The organism is uncultured Pseudokineococcus sp. (assembly GCF_947499845.1).
Lineage (GTDB): Bacteria > Actinomycetota > Actinomycetes > Actinomycetales > Quadrisphaeraceae > Pseudokineococcus.
In genome coordinates, this window is sequence record NZ_CANMPM010000016.1 from 52,478 (window position 1) to 67,903 (window position 15,426).

Annotated in this window: 15 protein-coding genes and 1 pseudogene; 4 read left to right on the forward strand and 12 right to left on the reverse strand. The window is 76.6% G+C overall.

Annotation, left to right across the window (positions count from 1 at the left end; genetic code table 11):
- Positions 1 to 29 precede the first annotated feature (29 nt).
- The 7 genes from Q0789_RS13645 to Q0789_RS13675 all read right to left on the reverse strand — a co-directional run bounded on the left by Q0789_RS13645 (position 30) and on the right by Q0789_RS13675 (position 7,783).
- Positions 30 to 989, reverse strand: a complete 960-nt coding sequence (locus Q0789_RS13645) for a bile acid:sodium symporter family protein (RefSeq protein WP_298806112.1) — start codon at positions 987 to 989, stop codon at positions 30 to 32.
- 118 nt (positions 990 to 1,107) lie between these two features.
- Positions 1,108 to 2,331, reverse strand: coding sequence for an MFS transporter (locus Q0789_RS13650; protein WP_363325933.1), 1,224 nt, complete (start codon positions 2,329 to 2,331; stop codon positions 1,108 to 1,110).
- Positions 2,332 to 2,440: 109 nt separating this feature from the next.
- A complete protein-coding gene (locus Q0789_RS13655; RefSeq protein ID WP_298806116.1) occupies positions 2,441 to 2,911 on the reverse strand; it encodes a MarR family transcriptional regulator in 471 nt (156 codons plus the stop codon).
- A gap of 133 nt (positions 2,912 to 3,044) precedes the next feature.
- The gene (locus Q0789_RS13660; RefSeq protein WP_298806118.1) at positions 3,045 to 4,100 is read right to left on the reverse strand and encodes a hemolysin family protein; all 1,056 of its coding nucleotides are present in this window, start codon (positions 4,098 to 4,100) and stop codon (positions 3,045 to 3,047) included.
- Positions 4,097 to 5,539: a hemolysin family protein gene (locus Q0789_RS13665; RefSeq protein WP_298806119.1), complete on the reverse strand. Its 1,443-nt coding sequence runs from the start codon at positions 5,537 to 5,539 to the stop codon at positions 4,097 to 4,099. The genes Q0789_RS13660 and Q0789_RS13665 overlap by 4 nt, the downstream gene beginning before the upstream one ends.
- 308 nt (positions 5,540 to 5,847) lie before the next feature.
- The gene (locus Q0789_RS13670) at positions 5,848 to 7,134 is read right to left on the reverse strand and encodes an adenylosuccinate synthase (protein ID WP_171202509.1); all 1,287 of its coding nucleotides are present in this window, start codon (positions 7,132 to 7,134) and stop codon (positions 5,848 to 5,850) included.
- A gap of 199 nt (positions 7,135 to 7,333) precedes the next feature.
- Positions 7,334 to 7,783 carry a DUF3151 domain-containing protein gene (locus tag Q0789_RS13675; protein ID WP_298806123.1) on the reverse strand — a complete coding sequence of 150 codons (450 nt, stop codon included), beginning with the start codon at positions 7,781 to 7,783 and terminating at the stop codon, positions 7,334 to 7,336.
- A gap of 282 nt (positions 7,784 to 8,065) precedes the next feature.
- On the opposite strand from Q0789_RS13675, the gene Q0789_RS13680 reads away from it, so the two are divergent.
- Positions 8,066 to 8,422, forward strand: a complete 357-nt coding sequence (locus Q0789_RS13680; protein WP_298806124.1) for an STAS domain-containing protein — start codon at positions 8,066 to 8,068, stop codon at positions 8,420 to 8,422.
- A gap of 83 nt (positions 8,423 to 8,505) precedes the next feature.
- Here the strand turns inward: Q0789_RS13680 and Q0789_RS13685 are convergent, their stop codons facing one another.
- Positions 8,506 to 10,863: a SpoIIE family protein phosphatase gene (locus Q0789_RS13685; protein WP_298806126.1), complete on the reverse strand. Its 2,358-nt coding sequence runs from the start codon at positions 10,861 to 10,863 to the stop codon at positions 8,506 to 8,508.
- Between Q0789_RS13685 and Q0789_RS13690 the strand changes: the two genes are divergently transcribed.
- Positions 10,862 to 11,212 (forward strand): STAS domain-containing protein, encoded by a 351-nt coding sequence (locus Q0789_RS13690; RefSeq protein WP_298806128.1) that lies wholly within the window; start codon positions 10,862 to 10,864, stop codon positions 11,210 to 11,212. The genes Q0789_RS13685 and Q0789_RS13690 overlap by 2 nt on opposite strands.
- A 76-nt stretch (positions 11,213 to 11,288) precedes the next feature.
- Here Q0789_RS13690 and Q0789_RS13695 read toward each other — a convergent pair whose 3' ends face one another.
- The 4 genes from Q0789_RS13695 to Q0789_RS13710 all read right to left on the reverse strand — a co-directional run bounded on the left by Q0789_RS13695 (position 11,289) and on the right by Q0789_RS13710 (position 13,727).
- Entirely contained in the window at positions 11,289 to 11,639 is a 351-nt protein-coding gene (locus Q0789_RS13695; RefSeq protein WP_298806130.1) for a hypothetical protein, read from the reverse strand.
- Positions 11,640 to 11,740: 101 nt separating this feature from the next.
- Positions 11,741 to 12,775, reverse strand: coding sequence for a class II fructose-bisphosphate aldolase (gene fbaA / locus Q0789_RS13700; RefSeq protein ID WP_298806133.1), 1,035 nt, complete (start codon positions 12,773 to 12,775; stop codon positions 11,741 to 11,743).
- 149 nt (positions 12,776 to 12,924) lie between these two features.
- Positions 12,925 to 13,584 (reverse strand): TrmH family RNA methyltransferase, encoded by a 660-nt coding sequence (locus Q0789_RS13705; protein ID WP_298806135.1) that lies wholly within the window; start codon positions 13,582 to 13,584, stop codon positions 12,925 to 12,927.
- Positions 13,581 to 13,727 carry a GPGG-motif small membrane protein gene (locus Q0789_RS13710; protein WP_298806137.1) on the reverse strand — a complete coding sequence of 49 codons (147 nt, stop codon included), beginning with the start codon at positions 13,725 to 13,727 and terminating at the stop codon, positions 13,581 to 13,583. Before Q0789_RS13710 ends, Q0789_RS13705 begins: the two co-directional genes overlap by 4 nt.
- A 255-nt stretch (positions 13,728 to 13,982) precedes the next feature.
- Between Q0789_RS13710 and Q0789_RS13715 the strand changes: the two genes are divergently transcribed.
- Positions 13,983 to 14,723, forward strand: a complete 741-nt coding sequence (locus Q0789_RS13715) for an HAD-IIA family hydrolase (RefSeq protein WP_171202884.1) — start codon at positions 13,983 to 13,985, stop codon at positions 14,721 to 14,723.
- A gap of 280 nt (positions 14,724 to 15,003) precedes the next feature.
- A pseudogene (locus Q0789_RS13720) lies at positions 15,004 to 15,426 on the forward strand (DUF222 domain-containing protein); the annotation flags it as partial.

The window sequence follows — 15,426 nt, forward strand, 5'->3', positions numbered from 1 at the left end:
AGGCGTCCGCCGACCGGTCACGCCGCCGGTCAGCCCTCGGTCGGCGCGGCGACCTGCGCGCGCTCGGGCGGGCGCCGCGCCCAGAAGGACGCCAGCGTGGAGCCCGAGAGGTTGTGCCAGACGGAGAAGAGCGCGGCGGGCAGGGCGGCCAGCGGCGCGAAGTGCGCCGTCGCGAGGGCCGCCGCGAGCCCGGAGTTCTGCATGCCGACCTCGATGCTCACCGCGCGGGACGCCGCCTCGCCGACGCCGGTGACCCGCCCGACGAGCCGCCCGAGCGCCAGCCCGAGGAGGTTGTGCAGCACGACGGCCAGCAGCACGAGCAGGCCGGCCGAGCGGACGGCGTCCGCGTTCGCCCCGACGACGGCGGAGACGACCACGACGATCCCCAGCACCGAGACGAGCGGCAGGAGCGGCAGCGCGCGCTCGACGAGCCCCGGCGCCAGGCGGCGCACGAGGGCGCCGGCGAGGACGGGCACGAGGACGACCTGGAGGATGGAGACGACGAGCGAGGAGGCCTGGACGTCGAGCGTCGAGCCGACGAGCCACAGCACGAGCAGGGGCGTGAGCACCGGCGCGAGGAGCGTCGAGACCGTCGTCATGGCGACGGACAGCGCGACGTCGCCGCGGGCGAGGTGGACGACGACGTTGGAGGCCGTGCCCCCCGGCGAGGCGCCGACGAGCACCATGCCGACGACGAGCAGCGGGTCGAGGTCGAGGGCCCGCGCGACGGCCCACCCCAGCAGCGGCATCACCGTGTACTGGGCCAGGACGCCGACGAGGACGGCGCGGGGCCGTCGCCCGAGCACGGCGAAGTCCGCCGGCCGGAGCGTCAGGCCCATCCCGAACATGATGACGCCGAGCAGCAGCGGCACCTGCGGCGCCAGCGACGCGGTGGGCCCGGGCAGCAGCAGCCCGAGGACGAGCCCGCCGACGACCAGCAGGGCGAACCACCGGCCGACGACCTCGGCCACGCGCACCAGGGCTCGCACGGCCCCTCCCTCCTGACGACCGGGCACCTGCCCGCGCGGACGACCGGACCTCCCCGCCCCGCGGGACCGCGGGGCGGCCGCAGGCTACGGAGGCCGCGGCGCGGCGCGCCCCGCCGTCTCAGCTGGCCTCGCCGACCGTGACGGCCTGGGCCTGCACGGCGGGCGGCACCTCCGCCCCGCCGGGCGCAGCGGCCCGGCCGGGCAGGCGGCCGAGGTGCCGGCGGCTCGCGGCGAGCACGAGGACGCCGACGAGCACGGCCGCCGCGCCGACAGCGAAGGGCACGTGGGGGCTGAGGCTCTCGCCGAGCCGGCCCGCCAGCCAGGGGGCCACCGCCCCGCCGCCGAAGCGCACGAAGCTGTAGGCGGCGGAGGCCGTGGAGCGCTCGACGGGCGCGACGAGCATGACCGCCTCGGTGATGAGCGTGTTGACGAGGCCGAGCGGGATCCCCGCGAGGACGACGCAGACGGCGAGGACGGCCTGCGAGCCCGTGAGCAGGGCCATGACGGCGAGGTCGACGGCGAAGAGCCCGAGCGCGAGGAGGATGCCCGGCACGGTCCCGACCCGCCGCTGGAGCCGCGGGGCGAGGAGGACCGAGCTCAGCGCCAGGCAGGCGCCCCAGCCGAAGAAGACGAGGCCGACGGCGTAGATGCCGAGGTCCAGGGGGAAGGGCGTGTAGGCGAGGAGCGTGAAGAAGCCGACGTTGTAGAGCAGCGCGGTGACGGCCACGGCGAGCAGCCCGCGGTGGCGCAGCGCGCGGAAGGGGTCGAGCGGCGTCGTCGCCCGCGCCGGCCTCGGCACCTCCGGGAGGAAGACGGCGACGGCGACCACGGCCACGGCCATGAGGACGGCGACGCCGAAGAAGGGGCCCCGCCACGAGATGCCGCCCAGCAGGCCGCCGAGCAGGGGGCCCGTGGCGATGCCGATCCCCAGCGCGGCCTCGTAGAGGATGATCGCGCCGGCCACGCCGCCGCTGGACGCGCCGACGATGGTCGCGAGCGCCGTCGCGATGAAGAGCGCGTTGCCGAGGCCCCAGCCCGCGCGGAAGCCGACGATCTCGCCGATGGTGCCGGAGGAGCCCGCGAGGGCGCTGAAGACGACGACGAGCGCCAGCCCGCCGAGCAGCGTCCGCTTCGGGCCGATGCGGCTGGAGATCGTCCCGGTCACGAGCATCGCGACACCGGTGACGGCCATGTAGCTCGTGAAGAGCAGCGAGACCTGCGACGGGGACGCGTCGAGCTCCTCGCCGATCGGCTTGAGGATGGGGTCGACGAGCCCGATCCCCATGAAGGCGATGACGCAGGCCGCCGCGACGGCCCAGACCGCTCGCGGCTGGTGGAGCAGGCCGCCCCCTCCGCCGTCGTGCGGCGTCGCGGGGGTGGTGGGCGTGGTCGAGGGCTCGGGTGCCACGGGGGCCTCCTAGGGAGTCGCTGCGGGAGGGGACGGCGAGGGGTCAGCCGCCCGGCGGGGCGTGCGCGACGAGGTCGCGCAGGACGGCGAGCCCGCGCGCGAGGTCCTCGTGCTGCTGCCCCGAGAGGGCCCCGAGGCGCGGGGCGAGCGCCCGGCCGACGGCGGCGCGCTGCTCGGCGAGGCGCTCCCGCCCCTCCGACGTGGTGGCGACGAGCGAGGCGCGCGCGTCCTCGGGGTCGGCGGACCGCTCGACCCAGCCGTGCCGCTCGAGGCGCTGCACGAGGGCGGTGGCGGTGGGCTGGGAGGTGCGGTCGAGGGCCGCGAGGGCGCTGACGCGCAGCGGCCCCAGCTCGTCGACCTGCGACAGGGCGCGCCAGAGCGCCGTCGGCATCGCCCCGTCGGCGGCTCGCCCCGCCCAGCGGGTGAAGCGCGCGGCGATCACGAGGAGGTCGACGGCGAGGGTCTCGTCCACCGGGGCCCCCGGCACGGGCGCGGGTTCCGTTCGCTCGGGCACCGGTCAACAGTACATAGGTTACCTATGCATCGTCCATCCGGGCGCCGCTCCGGCGGGCGGAGGGGCGGGATCACGCGGGCCGGCGAGGGATGGTCGCCCGACCACCCCTCGCCGGCCCTCGCGGCGACGCGGCTCAGCGCTGGGCGATGACCGCCGCGCGCCGCGAGTCGTCACGGATCTGGCCGACGAGCTCGGAGAGCACGTCCTCCAGCGTGACGATGCCGATGACTTGCCCGCCCGCGTCCCGGACGGCGGCCAGGTGCGCCCCGTCGCTCTGCATCGTCGTCAGCACGGTGCGCAGCGCGGCGTCGGACGGCACCTCCGGCAGGGGACGCACGCGCGCGGGGTCGAGCGGCTGGCCGCGCCGGTCGGCGTCCGTCTCGAGCAGGTCCTTGACGTGCACGTAGCCGTGCAGGGACCCGTCGCCCGCCTGCAGCGGGAAGCGGGAGAAGCCGCGCACCGCCGTCCGCTCCGCCTCCTCCGGCGTGACGCGCACCGGCAGGGTCGTGACCTCGCCGAGCGGGATCATCACCGAGGCGACGTCGTGCTCGTCGAACTCGAGCGCCTCGAGGAGCAGGGCGCCCTCGCGCTCGTCCAGCAGCCCGCCCTCGCGGGACTCGGTGACGAGCCCGGCCACCTCGTCGCGGGTGAAGACGCTGGCCACCTCGTCCTTCGGCTCGACGCCCAGCGCCCGCAGCACGAGGTTGGCGGTGCGGTTGAGCAGCCAGATGACGGGGTGCAGCACCCGCACGACGAGCACGAGCGGCGGCCCGAGGACGAGCGCCGCGCGGTCCGGCCCCGCGAGGGCGATGTTCTTCGGCACCATCTCGCCGAGCACGACGTGCAGCAGCGTGACGAGGCCGAGGGCGATGGCGAAGGCCACCGGGTGCAGCAGGGCCTCCGGGAGGCCCGCCGCCTCGAAGGGCACCTCGATGAGGTGCGCGATGGCGGGCTCGGAGAGGGCGCCGAGCAGGAGCGAGCAGATGGTGATGCCCAGCTGCGCGCCGGCCATCATCAGCGACACGTGCTCCATGGCGTGCAGCGTCGTCCGCGCCGCGCGCGAGCCCTCGGCCGCGCGGGGCTCGATCATCGTGCGCCGCGCGGAGATCAGCGCGAACTCCGCGCCGACGAAGAAGGCGTTCAGGGCGAGCAGCAGCGCCGTCAGCGCCAGGCCCAGCCAGTCGCTCACCGGTCCCCCTCCCCGCGGGTCGCGGCGTGCTCGACGTCGCGGGCCCCTCTCGCGTCGTCGGACCCGTCGTCCGTCTCGTCGTCGTCGTGGTCGTCGTCCTCGGCGCCCTCGGGCACGAGCAGCTCGACGACGACCTGCTCGATCCGGTGGCCGTCGAGCGCGGCCACCTCGAGCGCGATGTCCTTCGGCGGGCGCCCGGGCGCCTCGTCCGCGGGCACGACGACGCGGTCGCCCACCACGGGCAGGCGCTCGAGGTGGAGCGTCACGAGCCCGCCGAGCGTGTCGTAGTCCTCGTGCTCGGGGACCACCGCGCCCAGCAGCTCGCTGGCCTCGTCGGGGCGCAGGTTGCCGGCCAGCTGCCAGCGGCCCTGCGCGTCGGGCGGCACGGGCTCCTCGTCGGGGTCGTGCTCGTCGCGGACCTCGCCCACGAGCTCCTCCACGAGGTCCTCGAGCGTGACGAGGCCCGCGACGTCCCCGAACTCGTCGACGACGACGGCCATCTGCAGGCCGTCCGCGCGCAGCTGGTCGAGCAGGGCGTCCAGCGGCACCGTGTCGGGCACGTGCACCGCCTCCGCCATGACCTCGCGCACGCGGGTGGTCGCCCGCTGCTCGAAGGGCACGCCGAGCGCGTGCCGCACGTGGACGACGCCGATGGCCTCGTCGTGCTCCTCGTCGAGGACGGGGAAGCGCGAGTGGCCGCTCTCGGCGGCCGCGTGCAGCACCTCCGCCACGGTGTCGTCGAGGTCGCTCGTGTCCATGAGGCCGCGCGGCGTCATGACGTCGCGGGCGCGCCGGTCGCCGAAGGCGAGGGAGCGCTGCAGGAGGTCGGCCGTGTCCGCGCGCAGGGTCCCCTGGTCCGCGGAGTGGCGGACGAGGCCCGCGAGCTCCTCGGGCGAGCGCGCGGACGCCAGCTCCTCCTGCGGCTCGAAGCCGAGGAGGCGCAGGATCCGGTTGGCCGCGCCGTTGCAGAAGCGGATGAGCGGCGCGAAGACCCGCGTGAAGCCGCGCATGAAGCCGTTGACGACGCGGGCGGTCCGCATGGGCTGGGAGATGGCGATGTTCTTCGGCACGAGCTCGCCGAAGAGCATCGTCAGCACCGTGGCCAGCACGAGGGCGAGGGCCGTGGCGACCCCGCTCGCCGCGCGCGGGCCCAGGCCGGCCGCCTCGAGGGGGCCGTCGACGATCTCGGCGATCGCCGGCTGCGACAGGTAGCCGATGGCGAGGTTGGTCACCGTGATGCCGACCTGCGCGCCGGACAGCTGGGTCGACAGGCTGCGCAGGGAGCGGAGGACGCCGTCGGCGCCGGGCTCGCCGCTGCGGGCGGCCTGCTCGACGGCGCTGCGGTTGACGGTGACGAAGGCGAACTCGGCGGCCACGAAGGCGCCGCACGCCAGCACGAGGCCGGCGGCCAGCAGGAGGAGGAGCACGTCCGCGATCACGCGCGCCTCCGGCGGGTGCGGGGCGGCGTCGTGGACGGGCGGGGACGGCGGGCCTCGCGCCGGTGGCGCGGGCCGGCGGCGTCCCGCGGGGAGGGGGCCCGTCGCGCGACGGTCGCGCGTCTGGAGCCCTCCCCGGTCGTACTGTCCCGAGCGTCGGATGGTGCGGCGCTCATGGTCTCCTCTCCTCGCGGTGGCGCGCCCGCCGTCGGCGGGCGGCGCGCGGGGAGCCCCGCGCGCCCGACCAGTGTGGGGCCTGGCGCGCGGGAGCGGTGCGCTGCGTCCTCAGGCGGCGCGCCCGGAGGAGGGACTCAGCCCAGGAGGTCGTGCCGGACGACGGACTGCTCGCGCCCCGGCCCGACCCCGACGACCGAGATGCGCGCTCCGGACATCTCCTCGAGGGCCTCGACGTAGCGCTGCGCGGCGGCGGGCAGGTCGGACCACTCGCGGGCGCCCGAGATGTCGCCCTCCCAGCCCTCGAGCTCGGTGAGCACGGGCCGGGCGTGGTGCAGGTCGGTCTGCGTCGCCGGCAGCTCGTCGACCCGTCGCCCGTCGACCTCGTAGCCGGTGCACACGGGGATGCGCTCGCGCCCGCCGAGGACGTCGAGCTTGGTGAGGACGAAGTCCGTGACGCCGTTGACCCGGGCGGCGTAGCGCGCCACCGGGGCGTCGTACCAGCCGCAGCGGCGGGGGCGCCCCGTCGTCGTGCCGAACTCGGCGCCGGCCTCGCGCAGGGCGTCGCCCTCGGCGCCGTGCAGCTCCGTGGGGAAGGGGCCCTCGCCGACGCGCGTCGTGTAGGCCTTGACGACGGCGACGACCCGGGAGACCCGCGTCGGGGGGATGCCCGAGCCCGTGCAGGCGCCGCCCGCGGTGGCGCTCGACGACGTCACGAAGGGGTAGGTGCCGTGGTCGACGTCGAGCATCGTGGCCTGGCCGGCCTCGAGCAGCACCGTGCGCCCCTCGTCGAGGGCCTCGTGGAGGAGGAGGCCGGTGTCGGCGACCATGGGCCGCAGCCGCTCGGCGTGCTCGAGCAGCTCGTCGACGACCTCGTCGACCTCGATCGCCCGGCGGTTGTAGACCTTGACGAGCACGTGGTTCTTGAGGTCGAGGGCCGCCTCGACCTTCTGCCGCAGGATGCTGGCGTCGAAGACGTCCTGGACCCGCAGGCCGACGCGGGACATCTTGTCGGCGTACGTCGGCCCGATGCCGCGGCCCGTCGTGCCGATCTTCCGCGAGCCGAGGAAGCGCTCCGTGACGCGGTCGAGCACCCGGTTGTACGGCGGGATGAGGTGGGCGCTCGAGCTGACGACGAGCGCGCTCGTGTCGACGCCGCGCGCCTCGAGGCCGTCGAGCTCCTCGAAGAGCACCGAGAGGTCGACGACGACGCCGTTGCCGATGACCGGGACGACGCCCGGCGTGAGGATGCCGCTGGGCAGGAGGTGCAGGGCGTACGTCTCGCCGCCCACGACGACGGTGTGCCCGGCGTTGTTGCCGCCGTTGAACTTGACGACGTAGTCCAGGCGGTCGCCGAGCTGGTCGGTCGCCTTGCCCTTCCCCTCGTCCCCCCACTGGGCACCGACGAGCACGATGGCGGGCACGGGCGTGCACCTGCTTCCTCAGACGACGGACGGGACGGGCGCGGGGCGGACCGCCGCGCGGCCCCGTCGCGGTCGACCGGGCCGTCGACAGGGGCGTCGACCGGGGCGCGAGGCTACCGCGCACGGCGGCGCGGGCGCCCAGCGCCGGACCGGTCGGGTACCGGGGCGGCCGGCGCCGGACGGGTCAGCGCTGGACCGGTCAGCGCTGGGGCAGCAGCTCGACGGGGGCCTGCGCGTCGCAGTCGGCGAGGAAGCCGGCGCACCGGTCGGCCTCGTCGCCCTCCCCCACCGCCGCCGCGGCCCGGGCCAGGGCGGCGAGCGCGCGCAGGAAGCCGCGGTTGGGCTCGTGCGCGTACGGCACGGGCCCGGCGCCGCGCCAGCCCGCGCGCCGGAGGGCGTCGAGGCCGCGGTGGTAGCCCGTGCGGGCGTAGGCGTAGGCCTGGACGACCTCGCCGTCGGCCAGGGCGTCCTCCGCGAGGACGGCCCACGGCAGGCTCGCCGCCGGCGTCCGGGCGGCGACCTCCGCCGCGTCCTGCCCCTGCTCGAGGGCCCGCGCCGCGGGCGCCTCCAGGTCGTCCGGCAGGAGGGTCGCGGGCGGCCCGCCGAGGAGGTCGCGGGAGCCGCGCGCGGGGGGCGTGGGTGCGCTCATGGCGCCAGTGTGGCCGACGGGGCGGGCACCGCCCGCCCGGCGCCGCCCGTCGCCGCCCGTCCACGCCCGGACGCCCGCCCGGCCCCGCCGGCCCCGCGTCCGACCCGCGGGGTGCGTCGCCCGTGCCCGGTGCGCCGGGAACGCCTGACCCGGACGGGTCGTCGCGCTCGCCGCGGAGGCCGGGCCCCGGTGCCCCGGGTACCGTGCGGGGGTGATGCCGAGCACGGCGGGGGCCTCCCGCGCACGACGGGGCGGCCCCTCCCGCGATCGGGGGGCCGCCCGGTGATCGAGCTGTCGACGACCGCGACGGCGACGGTCCTCGTCGTCGCCGGCGACCTCGACCTGTCGGCCCGGAACGAGTTCCCGGAGATCGTGGCGCGGGTCAGCGGCCTGCGGCGCCAGCTCCTCGTCGTGGACCTGTGCCGCACGACCTTCCTCGACTCGACGGGCGCGGCCTTCCTCATCTCCCTCGCCGACGCCACGGCGCGACGGGGCGGCGTGACGTCGCTGCGCGGCGGCGACGACCGCACCCTCTACGTGCTCGAGGTCTGCGGCGCCCTCGACATGTTCCGCGTGGTCGAGGACCACCGCTGCGAGCCGGACCAGGCGCCGAGCCCCTGGGCGGGCGCCCGACGCTGACCGGTGCAGCGCTGACCGGCGCTCCCGACGCGTCCGCTGCGCCCCACCCGCCCCGCCGACCCACCCGGGCCGGCGCGCGCGGGTCAGCCGCGCCCGCCGCCGGTCGCCGGCGGCTGGTCGGGCAGCCGGGCCCAGACGGTCTTGCCGGAGCCGGAGTGGCGCCATCCCCAGTCCGAGAGCCGCTCGACGACGTGCAGGCCGAAGCCGCCGGGACCCTCGCGCCGCTCGGCCACGACGCCGGGGGGCGCGGGATTGGCGTCGTCGACCTCCACGAGCAGCCCCCGCTCGTCGTGCTGCAGGCGCAGCCCCACCGGCCCCCAGCCGTGCAGGACGGCGTTGCCGACGAGCTCGGAGACGACGAGCTCGGCCTGGGCGGTGCTGGGCAGCCCCCAGAGCCGTCCGAGCCGGGACGCCTTGCGGCGGGCGCGGGCGACGGACCCCGGGTCCCCGGGGAGCTGCCAGCGGCGGCGGCGGGGGCCGGGGCGGGTCGGCGCCGGGCCGGGCACCCGCACGACGACGACGGCGAGGTCGTCCTCGGGCACGTCGCCCAGCACCTCGAGCAGGTGCTCGCCGGTGCCCGCGGCGTCCGTGCCCCACGCGCCCTCGCAGGCCTCGACGAGGGCGGCGACGCCGTCGCGCAGGGAGCGGGACCGGCGCTCGACGAGCCCGTCGGTGCACAGCACGAGCACGTCGCCGGGCCCCGCCTCGACGACCGCCGTCGAGCGCGGCCGGTCGCCGACCCCCACGAGGACGCCCTCGCCCCCCGAGAGCGCCCGCGCACGCCCGGCCTGCACGAGGACGGGCGGCAGGTGGCCGGCGCGCGACCACGACACCTCCCACGTGCCGTCGCCGAGGTCCTCGAGCCGCGCGTAGAGCAGGCTGGCCGAGCGGCGGATGCGCATGCCGGCGACGAGCTGGTCCACCCGCATGAGGACGGTCCCGGGCTCCTCCTGCTCGTGGGCGTAGGCGCGCACCACCGAGCGCAGCTGCCCCATCGCGGCCGCCGCCTCGATGTCGTGGCCGACGACGTCGCCGACGACGAGCCCGACGGCGTCGGGGCCCGGCGTCATGACGTCGAACCAGTCGCCCCCGACCTGCGCGTGGTCCGCGCTCGGCACGTAGTAGGACCACACGTCGAGGTCGGGCACGTGGGGCTGCTCGGGCAGCATGCTGCGCTGCAGCGCCTCGGCGAGCAGGTGCTGCTGCTCGAGCAGCCGCGCGCTCGCCAGGGACAGCCCCAGGCGGCGGGCCACCTCGACGAGCAGGTCGACGTCGTCGTCCTCGAGGCCCTCGCCCCCGCCGGCGGGCGCGTCCGCGACGACGAGGACCCCGAGGACGCCGTCGCGCCCGGGCACCGGGACGGAGAGGACGGGCCGGGGCCCGCCGCCGCGAGCCGCGTCGTCGGCCGGCTCGACGAGGAGGCGGTCGAGCAGCCCGGCGAGCCACCCGCTCGCGGCGGGGCCCGCGCCGGGCTCGGCCGGGTCGGCGGGCGGGGCGCCGGCGCCCGCGAGGCGGGCGCGCCGCGGCCCCTCCTCGCGGCCGAGGGCCTGGTCGACGAGCGGGTCCAGCCCCTCGCGGGCGCCGAGGAGCGAGAAGGGCGGCACGGACGGCAGCTCGTCGACGCCCGTGACGGCGCCGAGGCGCAGCCCGTCCTGCACGAGCAGCACGGCCGACCAGGGCACGAGGCGCTCGAGGACGCCCGTGAGCCGGGCGAGGGACCGGCGGACGTCGAGCTCGGCGACCGCCTCGGCGACGTCGGCGAGGAGCGACAGGCGCCCGCGCGCCGCGGTGGCGGCGCGCTCGGCCTCGACGCGGGCCGTGACGTCCACCTGCACGCCGACGCGGTGCACGAGGTCGCCCCGCTCGTCGAGCACCGGCGAGACCGACACCTCGTTCCAGAAGGGCGTCCCGTCGCGCCGGACGTTGCGCAGCACGACCGTGACCGGCTCGCGGGCCGCCATGCCGGCGCGCAGGCGCTCGAGCTCGACGGGGTCGGTGCCCTCGTCCTGCAGGAAGCGGCAGTTGCGCCCGACCGCGTCCTCGGCGGCGTACCCCGTGGTGCGGGTGAAGGCGTCGTTCACCCAGACGAGGGGGTCGTCGGCCTGCCGCGGGTCGCTGACGACGACGGGCACGTCGGTCGCCAGGGCGGCCAGGGCGGCGAGTGCGGTGCTGTCGTCACCGGGCGCCGACGAGGGGGTGCCGGGAGGGACGCCGTCGCCGTCCGGGCCTCCGGTCGGTCGTCCACCGGCCACCGGGTTGACCACGCGCTGCTCCGATCGTCTAGCGTGACCGTCGTTCCGCGGCGTGGCCTGCGGCACCACCGGGGAGAGCGGGTCGGAGGTCTCGATGTCGGGCGAAGGTAGCACCGGGGCACCGCCCAGCGCGGGCGTCACCACAGCGGGCGGCGACGACGCCGACGCGGGCTCGGTCCACGTGATCATGGGTCGCACGAAGACGCGCATCGTCCTGTCGGGCGAGATCGACGCGCTGGTGAGCCCCGACCTCGTCGAGGCCGCCGCCGAGGCCGAGGACGCCGGTCGGCCCGTCGAGGTCGACGCCCACCACGTCACCTTCATGGACTCCACGGGCGTGGCCTTCCTCGCGCGCCTGGCCTCGCGCTCGTCCACGCGCCTGGTGCTCATCCGGCCGCCCGACGTCGTCCGCTTCCTCATCGAGGTCACGTCGATCAACGACCTGCTCGACGTCGTCGACGACGACCCGGGCGTCGACGACTCGCTGCCCGAGCACACCCCCGACGACGACCCCGACGGGCCGGACCGCGCGGCCTGACCCGCGCCCGCGCGTCAGCGCACCGGCCCCGGGCCGCCGCTCGGGGCCGGTGAGCTCCGTCAGAGGCTCGGGTCCGTCAGAGGCTGAGCACGACGCCGCCGAGCGCGGCGACGGGCAGGCCGACGAGGAGGAAGGCGCCGAAGCCGGTGAGGGCGCCGTCGCCGCCCCGCTCGGCGCGGCGGTCGGGGCCCGCGGCGAGGCCCCCGCCCGCGGTGCCGATGTCGACGCTCGCGCCGCGCGTGAGCTGGTCGGTGGACGTGAGGCCGGCGAGCCCGCCCGCGACGATCGCCGCGACGCCCCACGCCGAGGCGAAGGACGTCACCCCCAGAGCCGCGAGGACGGCCGCGACCGCCGTCACGGCGGCGAGCAGCGCGGCCAGGCGGACGCCGACGGCGCGCCAGGGAGAGGACGGGCGGGGTGGGGCCATCGCCCCACCGTCGCACGGGCGGCCGGAGCCGGCAGGGCGCCGGACGACGAGCGGGGCCCCCGACCGCGAGCGGTCGGGGGCCCTGTCGTGCCGTCGGGGCGTCAGGCGGACAGGCTCGTCCCGGCGCTGCGCAGGCCCTCGCAGGCCTCGACGACGCGGGCGGACAGGCCGGCCTCGGCGGCCTTGCCCCACACGCGGGGGTCGTACGTCTTCTTGTCGCCGACCTCGCCGTCGACCTTCAGCACGCCGTCGTAGTTCTTCAGCATGTGGTCGGCGACCGGGCGCGTGAACGCGTACTGCGTGTCGGTGTCGATGTTCATCTTGACGACGCCGTTGTCGACCGCCGCGGTGATCTCCTCGGGCAGCGAGCCGGAGCCGCCGTGGAAGACGAGCAGGAAGGGCTTGCCGTCGCCGTCCGGCTGGTGCTTCTCGGCCACCGCGCGCTGCGCCTGCGCGAGGATCTCGGGGCGGAGCTTGACGTTGCCCGGCTTGTACACGCCGTGGACGTTGCCGAAGGTCAGGGCCGCCATGTAGAGGCCCTTCTCGCCGAGCCCGAGGGCCTCGGCGGTGGCGAGGGCGTCGTCCTCGGTCGTGTAGAGGTGCTCGTTGATCTCGTTGGCGACGCCGTCCTCCTCGCCGCCGACGACGCCGATCTCGACCTCGAGGACGATCTTCGCCGCGGCGGCCTTCTCGAGGAGCTCGGCGCCGATGCGCAGGTTCTCGTCGAGGAGGACGGCCGAGCCGTCCCACATGTGCGACTGGAAGAGGGGCTCCTGGCCGCGGTCGACGCGCTCCTGGCTGATGGCCAGCAGCGGCCGCACGTAGGTGTCGAGCTTGTCCTTCGGGCAGTGGTCGGTGTGCAGCGCGATGTTGACGCCGTACTTCGCGGCGACGACGTGCGCGTACTCGGCGAGCGCCGTGGCGCCCGTCACCATGTCCTTGACGCCCTGGCCGGAGGCGTACTCGGCGCCGCCGGTGCTCACCTGGACGATGCCGTCGCTGCCGGCGTCCGCGAAGCCCTTGATGGCCGCGTTGAGCGTCTGGCTGCTCGTGACGTTGATGGCCGGGTAGGCGAAGGAGCGCTCCTTCGCGCGCTGCAGCATCTCCGCGTAGACCTCGGGGCTGGCGATCGGCATACCGGGCTCCTCCTCCTGCTCCGCCGGGGCGGCGGGGTGATGGGGTCGACGGCGCCTGGGCTGCGACGTCGACGGCGGGGCGATCCTTCCACGGACGGCCGCGCCCCCGCCGCGCGCGGCCGCTCGGCGGACGTCGCCGCCCGCCCGGGTCAGGCGGGCCGCTGGCCGAAGACGTGCCGCCGGACCCAGGCGTGCAGGGCGATCGCGGCCGCCGCGCCGGCGTTGACCGAGCGCGTGGAGCCGGCCTGGTGGATGGCGAGCACGGCCTCGCACACGGCGAGGGCGCCCTCCGTCAGGCCCGTGCCCTCCTGGCCGAGGAGCAGGACGACGCGCTCGGGCAGGTCGTGGGTCTCGAGCGGGACGGCACCGGGCACGTTGTCGACGCCGAGCACCGGCAGCCCCTGCTCACCGGCCCACCGGGCGAGCCCGGCGGCGTCCTCGTGGTGGTGCACGTGGAGGTAGCGGTCGGTGACCATCGCGCCGCGGCGGTTCCAGCGGCGGTGCCCGACGACGTGGACGCCCGCGGCGTTGACGGCGTTCGCCGTGCGCACGACGGAGCCGATGTTGAGGTCGTGGCGCCAGTTCTCCACCGCGACGTGGACCCCGGCGCGGGAGCGGTCCAGGTCGGCGCGGACGGCCTCGACGCTCCAGTAGCGGTACGAGTCCGCGACGTTGCGGCGGTCGCCGTGCTCGAGGAGCTCGGGGTCGAGGCGGTCGTCGTCGGGCCAGGCGGCGCGGCCGCCGGGCCAGGGGCCGACGCCGACGGCGTGCTCGCCGTCGGCGTCGGGCGCGCCTGCGGGACCGGTCAACCGATGCCGGCGAAGCTGAGGCCGGGGCCGACCACCAGCCCGACGACGATGAGGACGACACCCCACAGGATCTGGCGGCGGACGAGGGCGACGACTCCGGCGATGATGAGGACGACGCCGAGGATCCAGAGCAGAGTGGCCATGGTGACCTCCGGGGTTCAGGGGACGGTCGGTCGCCACCGGGGTCGGCGGCGCGGTCGACCGTAGGACCGCGCGGCCCCGCCCGCGCGGTGGAGCCGGCCGCCAGGTGGAGCCGCCCGCCGGAGCCCCTGCCGCGCGTCGCCTCCCGCTGCTCGGGCGGATGCCCGCGGACCCTGGTGCGGCGGCCCAGCCCGCGCGAGCATGGCGCCGTGAGCCACGACGAGCAGGGTCCCGAGATCGAGTGCTGGCTGACGGACATGGACGGCGTCCTCGTCCACGAGGGCCACGCGCTGCCCGGCGCGGCCGACTTCCTGCAGCGGCTCGTCGACCGGGAGCGCCGCTTCCTCGTCCTGACGAACAACTCGATGTTCACGCCGCGCGACCTGCGCGCCCGGCTCGCCGCCTCGGGGCTGCAGGTGCCCGAGGAGGCGATCTGGACGTCGGCGCTCGCGACGGCGCAGTTCCTCGCGCAGCAGGTGCCGGGGGGCTCGGCGTACGTCATCGGCGAGGCCGGGCTCACGACCGCCGTCCACGAGGTCGGCTACACGATGACGACGAGCTCCCCCGACTACGTGGTCCTCGGGGAGACGCGCACGTACTCCTTCACCGCCATCACGACGGCGATCCGCCTCATCGAGGGCGGCGCGCGCTTCATCGCCACGAACCCCGACCCGACCGGCCCCTCGGCGGAGGGCCCGCTCCCCGCGACCGGCGCGGTGGCCGCGCTCATCACGCGGGCGACGAAGCGCGAGCCGTACGTCGTCGGCAAGCCCAACCCGATGATGTTCCGCAGCGCCATGAACCGCATCGAGGCGCACTCGGAGACGACGGCCATGGTCGGCGACCGCATGGACACCGACGTCGTCGCCGGCATCGAGGCGGGCCTCACGACGACGCTCGTGCTCACCGGCTCGACGCGGCGCGAGGACGTCGAGGCCTACCCCTACCGGCCGACGCGCGTCTGCGAGTCCATCGCCGACGTCGTGCCGCTGGTCTGAGGGAGGCCTCGACGCGGCGGCTCCCCGCTCGCGGCCGCCGACGGCCTCGCCGCTGGACCGAGGGCTTCGCCGTGGCCCGCGCCCTCAACCCCGCTCCTTGCGGGGCTGGTCCGGCGCTGAAGCGCTCCCCGGTCCCGGTCTCGTCCGCGTGGACAGCAGTCGCGGTCCCGCAAGGGTGATGCAGACCACCCGGACGAGCGGTGGCCGACCCCTCGCCCGGCCACACGATCCTCCGTAGACTTCGAACACGTGTTCGGGTGACGGGTGAGGGGTGGTCGCGGTGGGTGTGCCGACCGGTGACCTGCCCCTGGCCCGCCGCCGCGCCCGGGCCCTCGTCGAGGAGATCCGCGCCGAGGAGACCGAGCGCTCCCGCGCCCACGCCCGCACCCTGCGCCGCATCGCCGACCTCGTCGAGGAGATGGCCCGCCCCGGCGGACCCGCCGCCCTCGCCGGCCCCGCTGGCGCGGACGGAGCGGGTGTCGCGGGCGTCGTGGGCGTGGACCCGGTCGGCGACCCCACCGCGGCCGCCGCCGCCGAGATCGCCCTGGCCCTGCGCCTGACCCGCACCGCCGCGACCCGCCTGGTCGAGCAGGCCCAGGTCCTGACCACCCTCGCACCCACCACCCTGACCGCCCTGGCCGACGGGCGCATCGACCCGCCCCGCGCCCGCCTCGTCACCGACGCCCTCACCCCCCTGCCCCCC